We start from the raw sequence: 16,277 nt of genomic DNA, 5'->3' as shown, positions 1-16,277 counted from the left end.
AATTGCCCGGCCAATACGGCCTTCTGTAGTTGGTGTTGATTGATGTATCAGGCCATCGTGGAGCAGCGAAAACTGGGTTCAGCAAAACTTTAGCGGGGTACATCGGGTTGTTTTTGCATACGATTTGGTTCAGTTAATCAATTTCAGCAGTCGTTTTTATTTATGGCAGACAACACAAAAACCGCACTCATCACAGGCGGCTCGAAAGGTATTGGATACGGCATTGCCGAAGTACTTATACAGGATGGTATCAAAGTAGCCATCACAAGCCGGTCGTCGGTAGCGGCTGAATTAGCGGCTGCCAAACTCAACGAAATCAAGCCGGGGTATGCCCTCGGTATTGCCGCCGACGTGCGCGATCTGGCTTCTCAGCAGAAAGCCGTTGAGACCATTCTGGAACAATGGGGCCAGCTGGATTATGTGATCGCCAACGCGGGGGTGGGGCACTTTGCTTCCATACAGGAACTTACACTCGAGCAATGGCAGGAGACCATCGACATTAACCTGACCGGTGTGTTCTTTACTGCCAAAGCGACGATCGAGGCATTGAAAAAGACAGAAGGATACTTTATTTCCATTGCGAGTCTGGCGGGTACGAACTTCTTTGAGAAAGGAGCCGCCTACAATGCCAGCAAATTTGGTCTGGTTGGTTTCTCACAGGCCATCATGCTCGACCTGCGCAGTGAAGGTATTAAAGTAACGACCATTATGCCCGGCTCGGTAGCCACTTATTTCAACGACCACCAGCCGAGTGAGAAAGATGCCTGGAAAATCCAGCCGGAAGACATTGGTCAGATCGTTGCCGACCTGATCCACATGCCCGCCCGAACGCTCCCCAGCAAAATAGAAGTACGACCCACACGACCCGGTGGCAAGTAAAAGCGTGATTAATTTGGCCAGGTCAGTGGCTTATTGGTTGGTTTTAATCGCCAGTTCCAGGGCCGCAGCACTGGCTCAAACACCGCCTGAAACCGGGGCGATGCTGCCGTTGAGCATTACCATCCTGTATTTTGATCAAAGCAGCCCGGTGCTGCGACCGAGGGTAAAAACAACGCTTGACTCGTTGGCCGGGCTATTAAAAAATCAACCAGCGTTGACGGCAACCATAACGGGCTATACCGACGATATAGGCAAGCGTGACTTGAATCTGGCTCTCGCCAAAAACCGGGCTAAAGTTGTTGAGAGTTACCTGAAACAGCAGGGGGTACAAGCCGGGCAGCTCATAGCGAGTTGGGAAGGCCCCGATCCAAAAGCGTCGGGAAGCGATGCGAAGGTCACCCAAACCATTGGCAGGCGAGTTGTTGTTCAATTGTTGCCCCGCTGATGTAGACACACCAATCAACGAAAATATAAAGCCGATTAGGCCCCGACAGATGAGGGGGCTAATCGGCTTTACGATTGGTAGACAGTTAAACTCAGTTTGGAATCAGGCCGTGGGGGTCGATGACGAATTTCTTGGCCGCCCCTTTATCAAAATCCTGATAGCCTTTGGGGGCTTTGTCCAGACTAATGACTTCCACATTGACAGCTTTGGCAATCTGGACTTTATCATACAGAATCGCATTCATCAACTGACGGTGGTACTTCATAACGGGCGTTTGTCCGGTGAAAAAGGAGTGCGACTTGGCCCAGCCCAGCCCAATACGGATGCTCAGGCTGCCTTCCTGAGCGGCTTTGTCGGCGGCTCCCGGATCTCCCGTAACATACAGGCCCGGAATACCGATGGCACCACCGGCCCGGGTGATGGTCATGGCCGCATTCAGCACGGTGGCGGGCTGCTCGGCACTGGCACCTGCGCCATGCCCTCTGGCTTCAAACCCTACGCAGTCAACGGCCGAATCGACTTCAGGCACGCCAACGATTTGGGCAATCTGATCGGCCAGCGGGGTTTCGCTGCGCAGGTCGATGGTTTCGCAGCCAAAGCTTCTGGCCTGTTCCAGTCGCTCGGGTATCATGTCGCCCACAATGACCACGGCGGCTCCCAGCAGATGGCAGGATACGGCACAGGCAAGTCCCACCGGCCCGGCCCCCGCCACATATACAATAGAACCCGGCCCTACACCCGCCATGACAGCACCGTGATAGCCTGTTGGGAAAATATCGGAGAGCAGCGTCAGATCGCGGATTTTGGCCATTGCCTGATCCTTATCCGGAAATTTGAGCAGGTTGAAGTCGGCATAAGGCACCATGACGTACTCGGCCTGTCCGCCAACCCAACCTCCCATATCCACGTAGCCATAAGCCGCCCCGGCCCGCCCCGGATTGACATTCAGGCAAATACCTGTTTGACCGGCTTTACAGTTCCGGCAGCGACCGCAGGCAATGTTAAACGGCACCGACACCAGATCTCCCTCTTTAATAAACTCAACATCCCGCCCGGCTTCAATGACCAGACCGGTAATTTCGTGGCCCAGTACCAGACCCGCCGGGGCCGTTGTGCGTCCCCGTACCATGTGCTGGTCGCTGCCGCAGATGTTGGTCGAAACGATTTGCAGAATAACGCCGTGCTCGCATTTTCGGTCGCCGAGGGCTAGTTTCGGATACTCGATTTGCTGTACTTCTACCACACCAGGGCTGATGTAGGCAACACCATGATTTTGACACATAATGGTAACGGGTTTGAGAGTTGAGAATTATGAGTTTATAGGGTGAGGACCATGACAGGAAAATAGTTTATGTAAGAATAGAGACGTTAAGCACGACCGTCTTTTCTAGCTGAGGGCATCAACACCCGCCTGGGCAACCGTATGGTCGTTTTCGACGCTGCTGCCCGACACCCCAATCGCACCAATGATCGTTCCGTCGCTGCTTTTAATCGGAATTCCACCCGGAAAGGTGATCAAACCTCCGTTGGAATGCTCGATGTTATAGAGCGACCCGCCGGGCTGCGAGAGTTTACCTATTTCGCCGGTTGGCATGTCGAAATAACGGGCCGTTCGGGCTTTGATCTGGGCAATATCGAGCGAGCCGAGCCATGCACCATCCATCCGGACAAAAGCCACCAGGTTAGCCCCGGCATCAACTACGGCAATATTCATTAACGTGTTAATAGCAACAGCTTTGGCTTTGGCGGCCTGGATAGCCGCTTCGGCTTGTTCTAAGGAAATTCCCATGATGTTAGCTAATAAATGTGAATATAATGTGAAGAAAATGAATTTGTTAGGGATTGGATTTATTTATTCCCGGTCAAAAGTAGTCGGTCGATTATCCGGCACAGTTACACGATAATGCCAATAAGTGAAACGATAATCTTCTTCTATTGACTGGTTCGCAACACAAAAGAGGGGAAGTTGGCGTTTCAACTAGGAAACGTCCTTTATAAACCATGCCCGGTAAATACGCCCTCGAACCTATTAACCTGTCGGATACCACCAGCCTGACCTCACTGGTCGAAAATCGCCGGGTTTTTACGCTTAATCAGTGTGAGCTAAACATCTTCGAGACCTACAAACAGTGTTCCGACGTGGTGTTGTCGTACGATGGGATGGTCATTACCAGTATGCTGCGCGGGCGTAAGGTGATGTATCTTCCGCAGAACCCCGGCTTTAATTTTCTGCCCGGCGAAACGGTGATTTTGCCCGAAGGGGTATCGATGAAAGTTGATTTTCCCGAAGCGGATGCCAAACACCCGGTTCAGTGTGCCACCATTGCGCTGAACTGGGATGTAGTGCAGCAGACACTGGCGTTCCTGAATGAACATTATCCTCGTAAAGACGACAACATCGAATGGAGTCTGAACTTTAGTCAGTACCATTTCTACAACAACCGGGAGTTGGCCAACGTGATGAACCGGCTCATCAGCATCAGTATGGAAGACGATCCGGCCAAAGATGCGCTGGCCGATCTCACGCTAAAGTCGCTGCTGATTCGGGTGATCCAAACGCAGAATATGGCAACGATAGCAGATGGTTTGCCGGTCAATAACCGGTTCGAGTCGGTCGTTAGTTACATTCGCGAGCACCTGACCAAGAAGATCAGTGTCGATGTTTTGTGTGAGAAAGCATGCATGAGCAAATCCAGCTTTTTTCGCTCATTTAAGGAGGTATTTGGTCTGTCGCCGGTCGAGTTCATCATTCGGGAACGCATCAGTCTGTCCCGGCGGCTGCTGTCCGATCCCGCTCTGACGGTCTCGGAGGTAAGTGATCTGGTTGGCTTTAATAACCCGCACTATTTTTCCCGGCTCTTCAAATTACTGGAAGGCATGCCGCCCAAATTATACCGGCAGCAGAGGATGGAACCCATCGAATAAGGTGTAGTGTCCGGGACCAACCCGGACACTATCGGCCTGTTGATAAATCACTGATCCTTCAGGAGCTGCCACGCTTCTTCGTTGCCCTGCTGGATGGCGAGATCGAGTGCGGTCAGTCCTCGTATGTCCCGAATGGTGGTATCGGCCCCATAGTCGAGAACGAGTCTGACCAACTGGTTGCGACCGAACAGGGTGGCGAACATAAGGGCCGTACCGCCGTTTCCGTTTTGGATGTTCAGATCGGCTCCGTTGTCGATCAACAGGCGGGCAATTTCGGGATAGCCTTTAAAGCAAACGCCCATCAGGGCCGTATTACCGCTAACATCTTGCACATTGACATCGGCTTTAGCGTCGATCAGCGCTTGGGCTGCGTCGAGGTGGCCATCGTAGGCAGCCAGAATCAGGGGTGTAAACCCTTTTCCATTTTGTACATTCACGTCAAGGCCGCTCTCAATCAGTTGATTGATCAGGGCTGTATCGCCCCGCCGGGCAGCATCGAACAATAGATCTTCGGGTCGCTCAGAATAAAAAGACATAAATAAAGGCAGTTGAGTGAATCGGAATTTGGGTATCCCCTCGGGTAAACAACCGAAAGTAGCCTGTTTCGTTTAAAAAACACAGTCTGGTTTCGGCCATTTGTTCACTCCGTATTACCGGCCAGTCAGGTTGTCGAACGTACGTTGCTGTACTCAGCTACCCGGGCGTTAACCAAGTACCCAGCTGAGAGCCATTACCCCGGCCAAACCCGATACCGACACCAGCGTTTCCATCACCGACCAGGTTTTCAGGGTGTCGGCCATCGAGAGTTGAAAGTACTCCCGAAACAGCCAGAAACCGGTGTCATTGACGTGAGAGAACATCATGCTGCCGGCTCCGATGCTCAGCACCATCAAATTAGGCTCCACACCCGGGGCCGTGAGCATGGGGGTTACAAACCCGGCGGTCGTAATTCCCGACACCGTCGAAGAACCTACACACACCCGAATGAGAGCCGCCATGCCCCAGGCCAGCACATAGGGGTGCAACGTCGAATCGCGCATGAGGTCGGCAACGGCCTGATTCACGCCACCATCGGTCAATACCTGTTTCAACGCCCCGGCTCCACCGAAAATCAGGAAAAGCAACGCGACATCTTTAATGGATTCGCCCAGCATGGCCGTAACGGTCGACATTGACTTTCCCCGCCAGATACCCAGCGTAACGGAAGCCACCACAACCGCACAAAACATACTCAACACGGGTTCGCCAATAAACAGCAGGACCTGCTGGCCGACCGAATCAGCGGGAAGCATCGGGCTTACCAGCGTACTCATTCCGATGAGCAGAATCGGCAGCAGAACCGTCAGAAAACTGATGGCTGTCGAGGGCATCTGGTCGTCGGGTAGGTCGGGGGCTATGAAGGCAGGGTTTGGTAAAGTCGTATACCGTTTCACCGTCGAGCCAAACAGGGCTCCTGAAATGAGAATGGCCGGAATAGAAACAAGGATGCCATAGAAGAGCGTCAGGCCCATGTCGGCGTTGAACTGTTTGAGAATGGCCAGGGGGGCGGGGTGGGGCGGCAGGTACCCCTGCGTCACGGACAGCGATGCCAGCATGGGCAGGCCGATGTGGAGGGCAGGTAATTTATAGCGGTAAGCGACCGTAATGACCAGAGGGGCCAGCAGCATGAACCCAACGGAATAAAAAAGGGGAAGCCCAACAATGAAGCCCGTTACCAGAAAGGCCCAGCGTGCGTGTTTAGTGCCTACCAGCGCCATAATGCTCACGGCAATTCGTTGGGCGGCTCCGCTCTGCGCCACCAGCTTGCCTAACATGGCTCCCAGAGCGATGATGGCCGTAATAGAGCCAAGCGTACCGCCAATGCCTTTCTGAATGGCGTCTGAAACAGCCAGCGGTTTCAGCCCTAAACACAGTCCGACGCCCAGAGAAACGGCCAGAAACGCCAGAAAGGCGTGTAACCGGACAACTGAAATAAGAGCAATCAGGGCCAGAATGCCGAGGAAGGTAATCGTTAGGGGCATAACAGAATGTATGGGGTGACTAACTAAATGCGACAAACACGTAGCTCATTAATTTATCAATGTTGTTTCCCGCCATTTCTACTTTCCCGACTAAGGGCAAACCCGTCCGGACCCGCAAAAATAGTGCTGGTCTATCCGTCAGTTGACGTGGGTGTGCCCCGATACCCGTCCCGTAACGAAATGTGTCTGAAGGTAACTCGTTTATCGGAGTGTTTATGGAGGATTTAGACCTATAGATTTTAAGTAATACATGTTAAATAGTTGATAGTTAAATACTTACCGTTTGATAAAGAGCGTTGGTAATGTTGGTGACTATTGTATTATTTTACTTCTAACTAGAACTCGAAGCGGAAGTGTCAACGCTAACGATTGTTAGAAGTACGTCGTAGTGGTGGGAAATGGCTTTTGCGCGAGGCCAGAACAGGACCTAGACGGTCTGGGTATACGCACGAGAATTAATAGATTATCGAGAACGCACTTCTTAACGTAATCGCCCCCTGAAGCTATCCGGCCGGTAGCTGCATCCATGGAAAAACGGGTGGTTGGTCGATTCGTCTCTAAAGCAGCTGTTTCAGTTAGTCAGGTGGTATGTGTTCTGCCTAAGGGTGGGGAGTAGCGACTGCTCGGCCTCAAGGCCACTGTGTGCCTTTTATTAAGGTTTCTGATGGCAGTTTCGGCCTCGCAACTGCCATGCACCCGATTTCTACAAGATTTCGCTCTGTCTACACCGAACGTTCATACGTGTCCGTTCATGCATATCAATTTCCTGTTCCAATCCATTCCTCTGTTTTATCACAGTTAAAAAAACAAAAACCATGGCTAAGAAAGATGCAAATAATGGCTCTAATGGAGGTGTTCCTAATCGGGCCTCTTCATCCGTCGACGAAATACTGCTCGCGGCTCTCGAACGGGATGATAACAGTTTCGAGACGGGTCGATATCTGGTCACCTTTAAAGAGGGGGCTAATGAAGAAGGGTATCAGTCGTTACAAGCGCAGGGTATGCGCATTGCCGATGCCCGTGACTTCGACGACCAGGCCGTTGTGATGGAAAGCACGGCCGATGCCGACGCCGTTATCTTTCCCGAAATTGGTGTTGCGCTGGTCGGGGGCGATGCCGCGCAGGAACGCAGCATGGATGCTTTTGCTGAGGTAGCTACGGACAGTCCGGTTCTGTCAATCGATCCGGAATACTTTGTATTTGCGGATAGTATGTATTCCGAACTCCTGCAGACCAGACCTGCTCAGAACACATCGAGCGAATTTTTGCGGGGTTTTCTGCAAGCAACGGAGGCCATTGCCAAAGAGATGGGGGCTAACGGGAACACACTGGTAGACATTGAGGAGGAAATACAGGTACTTGGTGCCACCTGGGGGTTAAATGCCTGCCGGGTTCCTGCCAGCATCCGCAGTGGGGCGGGTATCCGGGTTGCTATACTCGACACCGGCTTTGACCTGGGCCATCCTGATTTTGTGGGGCGCCCGATCGTTAGTCAGACCTTTGTGGGGCAGCCTGTGCAGGATATTAACGGGCACGGCACCCATACGGCCGGCACGGCCTGCGGGCCAAAGTCACCCGCGGGCACAACACCCCGGTATGGTATTGGCCATCGCTCATCCATCTTTGTTGGAAAGGTGTTGTCCAACTCCGGCGGCAGTGTTGGAGCCAGTGTACTGGCGGGTATGAACTGGGCCATTGCCAACCGCTGTGCCGTCATTTCCATGTCGCTCGGTGGTCAGGGTGGCGTACAGCCTTCCTACACAGCCGCCGGCCAGGCCGCGTTGAATAACGGTTGCCTGATTATCGCAGCCGCCGGAAATGCCAGTTCGTCAACGGGATTTCCGGCTAATTCGCCAACCATTATGTCGGTAGCTTCCCTGGACCCTTCCTTAACACCATCTTCTTTTTCTAATTTTGGTAAAATAGAAATTGCGGGTCCTGGTCGGGATGTGTTCTCGTCGTGGCCACGTCCTACCCGCTACAGGACCATTAGTGGCACCAGTATGGCTACGCCACATGTGGCTGGCTGTGCAGCACTCTGGGCTGAAACATCGCCCAATATGCGCGGACTAACGCTATGGCGTAAGCTGCAGGCATCGGCCAGACGCCTGCCCCTGCCCACAACCCGCGTAGGGGCCGGACTCGTTCAGGCTCCTTAATCGAACGTTCGCTGAGCCTGATGGTCGATAGAAATACCGGCCATCAGGCTTACTGAAAAGCACATGCCATACTATCGATGGGTCGTTATTTTGTTCATATTGATGGTGTCAAAAGCCGACAACCAACCCGTGAACTATTCCAGAAAGATCATGTCTGAAACAAAACGATGGGTTATTACCCTGTCTGCCGACCGGCCGTTGGATGAGGTATCCGAGAAGGTTCGTCAGTCGGGCTTTGCCGTTGACTTGGTGCTGGACCAGGTTGGATGCATTACGGGCTCTGGCAGCGACGATGTGGTGCGTCGGGTAAGGAAAATTCCCGGTGTTGCGGATGTATCGCCCGATGTGGATATACAAATTCCGCCACCCGGCGCATCCATAACCTGGTAGGTTCGGTCAAGCCGGGCTGCCCGTTTATCGACTGGTCACTAACCAGTGGAGTAGGGGACTATTGTGTGTACAAAAAGTCAGACGTTCACATAAGCGCCAAATCTCATTCATTGTCAGTATGTTGGAGGGAGTGTGTCATGGCAACAAATGATCCTAAAAATGACTCTCCGAATGGCTCCTCAGCCAGTCGGGTTTCTTCGTCTGTCGACGAGTTGTTACTGGCGGCATTAGACCGTGGCGATGATCACTTTCAGACGGGGCGCTTTCTGGTTACCTTCCGGGAAGGAACCGGGAAGGAGGGCCTGTCGCTGTTGGGCTTAAAGTCGGATAGGCGGGTAGCCGATGCCAGAGATTTTAGCGGGCAGGCCGTTACACTCGATCAGGTAGGCGATGCCGACGCCGTGTTTTTTCCTGAACTAAACATCGCTCTGATTGGTGGACATGTACTTCAGGAACACCCTTTACCTGTAAATCGGCGCTTTGGCGTTAAGGACCCGATTGCCTCCATCGATCCGGAGTATTTTGTGTTTGCGGATGGTGGAACAAGTGGGCGCATCGTAGATAGCCGCTTTGTTGAGCTAGCTCCCGATACCACATTTGAAAGCCTGCCGGGCTTCGCGGACTCCCTGCAACGTATATCGGAAGACGACCTGCAGGAGTACATGCAGGCTACGGAGACAATTGCCCGGGACGTCCGGGGTAGTGGCAACGGTCATTCACATCTGGAAATTGACGAAGACACGGCGGTAGCCAGCGCAACCTGGGGACTAAAATCATGCCGGGTACTAACGAGTACGAGCCGTGGCGCAGGAGTGACAGTTGCTTTGCTGACAAATGGCTTCGATCTCGGCCATCCTGACTTTGCGGGTCGCCCTGTGACTGGTGAAACGTTTGTTGGTCAGCCGGTGCTGGATCTCAATGGGCATGGCACGCACATGGTCGGTACCGCCTGCGGCCCTCAGGCTCCCAACGATCCAACTCCGCGCTATGGGATTAGCTACGGCTCCTCCATCTTTGTTGGGAAAGTGCTGACGAACTCAATGGCAGGTACGGTAGCCAGTGTATTGACGGGCATAAACTGGGGTATTGCCAACCGCTGCCCCGTGATTTGTGCCCCTGTAGCCATGTCGGGTGGACCCTCGTCTGTGTTTACTACCGCTGGGCAGGCAGCTTTGAACAGGGGGTGTCTGATCATTGCCGGATCGGGCAGTTCAGGATCTGCGGTCGGCGCACCGGCCAACTCGCCCACCATACTATCGGTGGCGGCCCTCAACCCAAACTTACAGCCGACGTCTTTCTCCCCCGTCGGTAAAGTTGATATTGCCGCTCCGGGCCAGGACACCTTCTCTTCCTGGACACGCCCCCGTCGGTACAATACCATCAGTGGAATCGCTTCGGCTACCGCCCATGTGGCCGGTTGTGCGGCACTCTGGGCCGAAACATCGCCGACGCTGCGCGGTATGCAGCTATGGCGAAAATTACTGGACACGGCCCGCGGGTTGCCTTTTCCGCCTACCCGCGTTGGAGCCGGGCTCGTTCAGGCTCCGTAACGTCAGCTTAACGGTGTTGTTTCTGGGTAAGCGGGACTCGAATTCGACTTCCTGCCTTCATGAGGGCGGATTTTCCGGGTAAATCGGCTTGAAAACAGGGGGCTCCCTGTAACTTGCACGCTGTACCGGCGACATCCAGACACATGACGTTCCATCACCCAACGACAAGTCTTATTTTTTTGATTGGTCTGCTTCTTTCCGTAGGCAGTCAGGCTCAGAAAGCAACCGAAATTCGGCGGTTTCAGCTAGCTCAGGTTCAGCAGGGCGTGGCCGTTGACCAGACTCATTTTTACGTGATCAACAACCACTCCCTGACAAAGCATACCAAAAAAGAGGGTAAACAGGTTGCGGCCTGGCAGGATACCACCGGTCTGCTGAAACATATGAATAGCGGGGTTGTGATCGGGCAGAAACTCTATTGCACACACTCCAATTACCCCGATGTTCCCATGGCCAGTTCCATCGAAATCTTCGATACCCAAACGCTTCGGCATGTGGGAACGCACAGCTTCGGGTTATTTCCCGGCTCGGTAACCTGGGCAGATTTTCATCAAGGCTACTGGTGGGTAGCCTTTGCCAATTACTCCAACAAAGCCTCGGCCGAAGGGCGCGATAATCGCTGGACAACCCTGGTCAAATATACCTCAACCTGGCAGCAACTTGACGCCTGGGCGTTCCCGGCCCATGTGTTACAGGCCTTCGCCCCCTACAGCACCTCGGGCGGAACCTGGGGCCCCGACGGGCTTATCTACTGCACCGGTCATGACAAACCCGAATTATATGTCCTGAAACTACCCGAACGGGGACACACGCTGCAGTACGTAAAAACCATTCCAACCATTAGCGAAGGGCAGGCGTTTGCGATTGACCGCAGCGCGAAAGGTAAGCAGGTGCTGTACGGAATTACCCGGAATGATAATTACGTGATCGTTTCGGTTGTGGAGTGAAGGATGTCCTACACACAGAACTTTCATTTGGAAATGAATTCACCTCATGTTCGCTAAAAATGGATCGCGGATGAGACGGATCAAACGGATATTCACGGATCAAACCTATGGTCAGCCATTTGATCCGTCTCATCCGCGATCCTATCTCTGGCACTACACACTACCGCTTGGCCAACTCCACAATATCCTTTACTTCCAGAATGGATTTCTCATAACCAATCGCAGCAGCCTTAATCATGGCCAGGGCCAGTTCCTGCAAGGTGGAAAAACCAGCCGGGTAGATGGCCCGGCCAATGGGGTACAGCCAGTTAATGTACTTGTAATAGACCAGCGTGTTCTTCAGGCCGGGCGTAGGTTTCATGAACCCCGGCCGGAACATATAAGCTTTTTTGAACGGTAACCGCATGAGGGCATTCTCAGTCGCTCCCTTTACCCTTGCCCACATGCTGCTCCCTTTCTCGGTGCTGTCCGTCCCCGCGCCGGAAATATAACCGAAGGTCATGTCGGAATTGAGCCTGGACAAGGTCTGAGCGACATGTAGGGTTAGGTCATAGGTCAGGTGCCGATACTCATCTTCTTTCATCCCCACCGACGATACGCCGAGGCAGAAAAAACAGGCGTTATATCCGCTCAACTGCGACTCGATGGCCGACAGATCGAAGAAATCTTTATGAATAATCTCCCTAACCTTTGGATGTGACACGCCACTAGGTTTCCGGTTAATGAGCAGAACGGCTTCCACATCGGGATGCTGCAAACATTCGTGCATGACGCCTTCGCCAACCATGCCCGTGGCACCTGTTATTATGGCTCTGATTTTCATGTAATGAATTGGTTTTAGGTGAGGTTGCTCCCCTCATTCGGGATGATGAATAAATGTACGAAGCCGCTTGTCTTTCCCAATTCGAACGGACTTAAATAGGTTCAATGGCTGTAGTCTGACCTTTGGGGCAGTGATTGAATTCTTCACTGAATGTAAGTTGATTGGTTATTCGATTAAACGGCCAAATAAACTTTTATCCATTGGTTAAGTAAGTTTATATAAATTCGGCTATTCAATCGTATCCACTTCTCCGATTTCGATTTCAAGTGATCGGTACCAAAGAGTGCACCATACTTCGCGAAGACTACCAGTACTGACAACCTGAATTTCTATCAATGAACATCTCCCCACTGTATCTGTTAAAACGTATTTCATTTCTTGTAGGCTGTTGGTGCTGGCTAATGGGCGTGCCCGCTCTGGCTCAGCAAAAGACGATTCCCAAACCTGAAGAAACCCTCGGCTTTCCCGTCGGTGCTGATTTTAAGCTCGCTACTTACGAACAATCGCTGGCCTATTTTAAAAAGCTCGACGAAGCCAGCGACCTGATCAAACTGGTGCATGTAGGCGAAACCTCCGAAGGAAGACCCTGGTATTTCGCCCTGATCTCGTCTAAAAAGAACCTCGATAACATCGACAAATACCGGGCTATCGCCCAACGGCTGGCGCATCCGGCCGAGCTGACGGATGAGGACGCCAAAAAGCTGTCGCTGGAAGGGAAGCCGCTGGTGCATATCGACGGTGGCCTGCACGCATCCGAGGTGGCCGGGGCACAGCATACCATTTCCCTGGCCTACGATATGCTCAGCAAAGCCGACGACCCCAAAATGAAGAACATTCTGGATAATGTCATTCTGCTGCTGTGGCCGTCGCTCAATCCCGACGGGCAAACGATGATTGGCGACTGGTATAAGTCGAACGTCGGGACGCCTTACGAAGTAGCTCCACCGCCGTTCCTGTATCAGAAATACGTAGGGCACGACAACAACCGCGATGCCTATATGCTCAACATGATCGAGTCGCGGGTGGTGGCGCGGACCTGGCGCGAGTGGGAGCCGAATATCATCTTCGTACATCACCAGACCTCACCGTTTCCCACGCGTATCTGGCTACCGCCCTTTGCTGAGCCCATTGCATCGCAAACGCCCCCGATCATTGCCCGCGAGGTAAACATGATTGGTATGGCCATGGCCCAGGCGCTGGAAAGTAACGGACAGAAAGGCGCTACGCACATGGGAACGGGCTTCGACGCCTGGTATCCGGGCTATATCGACTACATGCCGGTGCTGCAGAATATCCCGGCGTTCTGGACCGAAACGGCTCTGTACAACTACGCGACACCTCACTTTTACACCGTTCGTGATTTCCCGAAAGACAAGAACGAGTTTCGGGTCGAGTCGTTGTATTCCAGTCCGTGGCCCGGTGGCTGGTGGCGCATCAGCGATGCGATGGCATATATGGAAACGGCTTCACTGGCAACCCTCGATTATGCCGCCAAATACAGTGATGTGCTGCTATACAACCGTTACCAGTCGGGACGGAATACCATTAAAAAATACGAACAGGAGCCGCCTTACGCCTATTTCATCCCGCAAAAGCAGCGCGACCCGGCTCGCCCCGCCGAATTACTCCGCCGTCTGGCCTTCCACGGCATTCGCATCGGCCATCTGACTAAGGACGTAGCGTTTGACGGACGAAACTACCCGAAAGGCACCTGGGTCATTCCGATGAATCAGGAGTATGGTGAGTTGACCAAACAACTGCTCGATGTACAGGCTTATCCTGACCTGCGTGAGTTTCCGGGTGGACCGCCGGAGCAGCCCTACGATGCCGCTGGCTGGACACTGCCTTTGCAGTTTGAACTCCATGTCATTCCGGCCGTAACACCGCTGCCCGCCGAGGTTAAGTCGGCTATTCAGATGGTGGCCGGAACGCCGAAAGACTGGAAAACGGATGATAAAAAAGATGCTTATCCGGCTGATTTCGTGACGGGCATTGGCTTCGACACCAACCCCGTTTCGGCAGGTATCAAAGCACCCGAAGGACGGCTGACAGGAACCGGAACGGTAGCCCTCGTCAATCCGGCCGAGAACAATGCGTTTAAAGTAATCAGCCGGGCGATGAAAGCCGGTGGGTTGGTGAAGTACAGCAAAGACGCTCAGAAATATGCCATCAGCGGGGTCGGGAAGGTCACTTTAGAGGGTTGGATAAAGGATTTGGGCCTTACGGCAGAGCTGACCGCCAACACCGCCGGAGCCACTGTAAAGCCCCGCATTGCCGTCTACAAGCCCTGGACGGCCAGCATGGATGAAGGCTGGACGCACTGGGTACTGGAGCAGTTTGAGGTGCCGTTCGTCAACATCACCAATACCGATGTGCTGGCCGGCGATTTGTCCGACCGTTTTGATGTTATCCTGATTGCCTCCGACCGGCCCCGAAACATAAAAGACGGCTTCGCAAAAGGCCTGGTTCCTCCGGCCTACGAAGGCGGTTTAGGTGAATTGGGCGCCAGTAATCTGAGCAACTTCGTGAGCCAGGGCGGCACGCTCGTTTGCCTGAATACCAGCAGTGACTACGCCATTGAGGCACTTCACCTGCCCGTAAAAAATGTGGTAGCGGGGGTGAACAGCAAAGATTTCTTTACGGGCGGTTCGCTGCTGGAAATAGAAACCGACGCTACGCACCCGGTTATGGCCGGTATGCCTGTTAAAGCGGCTGTTTTTGTGGAGGGAAGCCCCGTCTTTGCTACGTTGGATGGTTTCAAAGGGCAGGCACTGGCTACGTTCGCATCGAGTGGGTCGCCCTTGCGGTCGGGGTATTTGCTGGGTGAGAAGTACCTGCATGGGTATGCGGCCTCGCTGGATGTACAGCACGGAAAGGGTCATGTCATTCTGCACGGTTTCCGGCCGCAGTGGCGTGGTCAACCGTTGGGTACGTATCGGGTGTTGCTCAACTCGGTGCTGTATGGTGGTGAAGTGGCTAGAGGGAAATATGGCTCACCGGAGTTCTGGAAATCGCCGGTGGTGTTGCCGGTGAAGTGATGAAGATGCTAGCGCGGGAATTTACCCGTGCTTTTTCATATAGCAAGCATTCGCTTGCGTCAGTGAATACTGACTTCATAAACTGGCACGAGCCAATGCTCGCGCCAGCCCTACACTGTCTCCACAAATCGTTGAAATTTCTCCGATGTCTGCTTCGTCTGTTCTGCTGACTGAGTCAGTTGGCTTTGTAGTTCGGTTATGGCGGTAGCCAGCTGATTTTCGATGGTCAGTGCCGCTTCTCTGGCCTTGTTGATGCGGGCTTGTACCGACCAGTCTGTGAAAATATTGTCGAAGAAAATGTCTACAAACCGGGTGAGGTTGTCGTCAAAGGTCCAGTCGGGCAGGAAGGCTTGATTAATGTCTTTATACTCCCTGCGAAACTGCTGTAAACTATGGGCTACTCGCTGGGACTGATCCCGAACCTCATCCAGTTTTCTGTATTTAATCATCGACGAAATTGCAGAGCCTCCCAGCATATCCCAGGTACCCCAGGTATGGGCTTCGTTGAGTAATTGACCTAATTGCCTTACTTCCTGAAGCGCCTGTATGCCCGCATGTTTAGCCTCCGTCAACTCTTGGGCGTAGTGGTTGCTGTGAATGAGTTCGGTCAGGTGTTGCTGGTACTGCTCCCGTATGGCATCCGAGCTAGCAAGCAGCGCTTTCCGTTTATTCTCGATGAGTTGCTCGTATGTAGTATCAACGTTGCCGAAGTCGGGCAGTTGTTTTTTCTGCTGCTCAGCTTGTTGTTGCAAGGCGTTCACCGTAGCACAAACAGCATCGTATCGAAGTCGGGCCTGTTGGGCTTCCGCTTCCTCCTTACTGAGTTGCTGGGCTTTCTGGTTCAGAAGATCATGGTACAAACTGGCCCAGCTCAGCCGGTTCAGCCGGTCTACATCGGCTTGTTCGTCTCGCCATTGATCGAGCAGAGATGCCTGTTCGTGCTGACGCTTTTCAAGTTCAGTCTGAGTTTGCACCAACTGATTTTTTAAGATATCGCGTTCATTACGGCGCTGAATAGCATTCAGCAAAGCGTCTTGTTGAGCCGTTGTCCAGTTCATTTGTTTGATTGTAAAGGTTGGGTCAAATGAACGGTTCTTTAG

The 16,277-nt window shown here is 52.9% G+C and carries 14 protein-coding genes; 8 read left to right on the top strand and 6 right to left on the bottom strand.

Translation table 11 applies throughout. The features are described 5' to 3' along the window. Positions 1-162 precede the first annotated feature (162 nt). Entirely contained in the window at positions 163-879 is a 717-nt protein-coding gene (locus ACYVK4_RS31055) for an SDR family oxidoreductase (protein ID WP_461131481.1), read from the top strand. Between the two features lie 25 nt (positions 880-904). Then, positions 905-1,324 (top strand): OmpA family protein, encoded by a 420-nt coding sequence (locus tag ACYVK4_RS31050; protein ID WP_461131480.1) that lies wholly within the window; start codon positions 905-907, stop codon positions 1,322-1,324. A gap of 91 nt (positions 1,325-1,415) precedes the next feature. Here ACYVK4_RS31050 and fdhA read toward each other — a convergent pair whose 3' ends face one another. After that, positions 1,416-2,606, bottom strand: a complete 1,191-nt coding sequence (fdhA, locus tag ACYVK4_RS31045) for a formaldehyde dehydrogenase, glutathione-independent (protein ID WP_461131479.1) — start codon at positions 2,604-2,606, stop codon at positions 1,416-1,418. Between the two features lie 105 nt (positions 2,607-2,711). Continuing rightward, complete coding sequence (locus tag ACYVK4_RS31040) at positions 2,712-3,113, bottom strand: GlcG/HbpS family heme-binding protein (RefSeq protein WP_461131478.1); 402 nt, start codon at positions 3,111-3,113, stop codon at positions 2,712-2,714. 212 nt (positions 3,114-3,325) lie between these two features. On the opposite strand from ACYVK4_RS31040, the gene ACYVK4_RS31035 reads away from it, so the two are divergent. Then, on the top strand, positions 3,326-4,249 hold the full coding sequence (locus ACYVK4_RS31035) for an AraC family transcriptional regulator (RefSeq protein WP_461131477.1): 924 nt from the start codon (positions 3,326-3,328) through the stop codon (positions 4,247-4,249). Positions 4,250-4,296: 47 nt separating this feature from the next. Here ACYVK4_RS31035 and ACYVK4_RS31030 read toward each other — a convergent pair whose 3' ends face one another. Continuing rightward, the gene (locus ACYVK4_RS31030) at positions 4,297-4,785 is read right to left on the bottom strand and encodes an ankyrin repeat domain-containing protein (RefSeq protein ID WP_461131476.1); all 489 of its coding nucleotides are present in this window, start codon (positions 4,783-4,785) and stop codon (positions 4,297-4,299) included. Between the two features lie 168 nt (positions 4,786-4,953). Continuing rightward, positions 4,954-6,270, bottom strand: coding sequence for a gluconate:H+ symporter (locus tag ACYVK4_RS31025; protein WP_461131475.1), 1,317 nt, complete (start codon positions 6,268-6,270; stop codon positions 4,954-4,956). Between the two features lie 815 nt (positions 6,271-7,085). Here ACYVK4_RS31025 and ACYVK4_RS31020 point away from each other — a divergent pair. The 4 genes from ACYVK4_RS31020 to ACYVK4_RS31005 all read left to right on the top strand — a co-directional run bounded on the left by ACYVK4_RS31020 (position 7,086) and on the right by ACYVK4_RS31005 (position 11,316). Continuing rightward, positions 7,086-8,429, top strand: coding sequence for a S8 family serine peptidase (locus tag ACYVK4_RS31020; RefSeq protein WP_461131474.1), 1,344 nt, complete (start codon positions 7,086-7,088; stop codon positions 8,427-8,429). A 63-nt stretch (positions 8,430-8,492) separates the two neighbouring features. Further along, positions 8,493-8,819: a hypothetical protein gene (locus ACYVK4_RS31015; RefSeq protein WP_461131473.1), complete on the top strand. Its 327-nt coding sequence runs from the start codon at positions 8,493-8,495 to the stop codon at positions 8,817-8,819. A gap of 137 nt (positions 8,820-8,956) precedes the next feature. Further along, a complete protein-coding gene (locus tag ACYVK4_RS31010) occupies positions 8,957-10,369 on the top strand; it encodes a S8 family serine peptidase (protein ID WP_461131472.1) in 1,413 nt (470 codons plus the stop codon). A gap of 143 nt (positions 10,370-10,512) precedes the next feature. Continuing rightward, positions 10,513-11,316 (top strand): hypothetical protein, encoded by an 804-nt coding sequence (locus tag ACYVK4_RS31005; protein WP_461131471.1) that lies wholly within the window; start codon positions 10,513-10,515, stop codon positions 11,314-11,316. 160 nt (positions 11,317-11,476) lie between these two features. Here the strand turns inward: ACYVK4_RS31005 and ACYVK4_RS31000 are convergent, their stop codons facing one another. Next, entirely contained in the window at positions 11,477-12,139 is a 663-nt protein-coding gene (locus tag ACYVK4_RS31000) for an NAD-dependent epimerase/dehydratase family protein (RefSeq protein WP_461131470.1), read from the bottom strand. Between the two features lie 335 nt (positions 12,140-12,474). Here ACYVK4_RS31000 and ACYVK4_RS30995 point away from each other — a divergent pair, with 335 nt between their 5' ends. Beyond that, the gene (locus ACYVK4_RS30995) at positions 12,475-15,177 is read left to right on the top strand and encodes a M14 family metallopeptidase (protein ID WP_461131469.1); all 2,703 of its coding nucleotides are present in this window, start codon (positions 12,475-12,477) and stop codon (positions 15,175-15,177) included. Positions 15,178-15,287: 110 nt separating this feature from the next. On the opposite strand, the gene ACYVK4_RS30990 is transcribed toward ACYVK4_RS30995, so the two are convergent. Continuing rightward, positions 15,288-16,235, bottom strand: coding sequence for a hypothetical protein (locus ACYVK4_RS30990; RefSeq protein WP_461131468.1), 948 nt, complete (start codon positions 16,233-16,235; stop codon positions 15,288-15,290). Positions 16,236-16,277 lie beyond the last annotated feature (42 nt).

Source organism: Spirosoma aerophilum (assembly GCF_054782495.1).
Note: the sequence above shows the minus strand (reverse complement) of the source record. Positions and strands in the feature narration are given on the sequence as shown.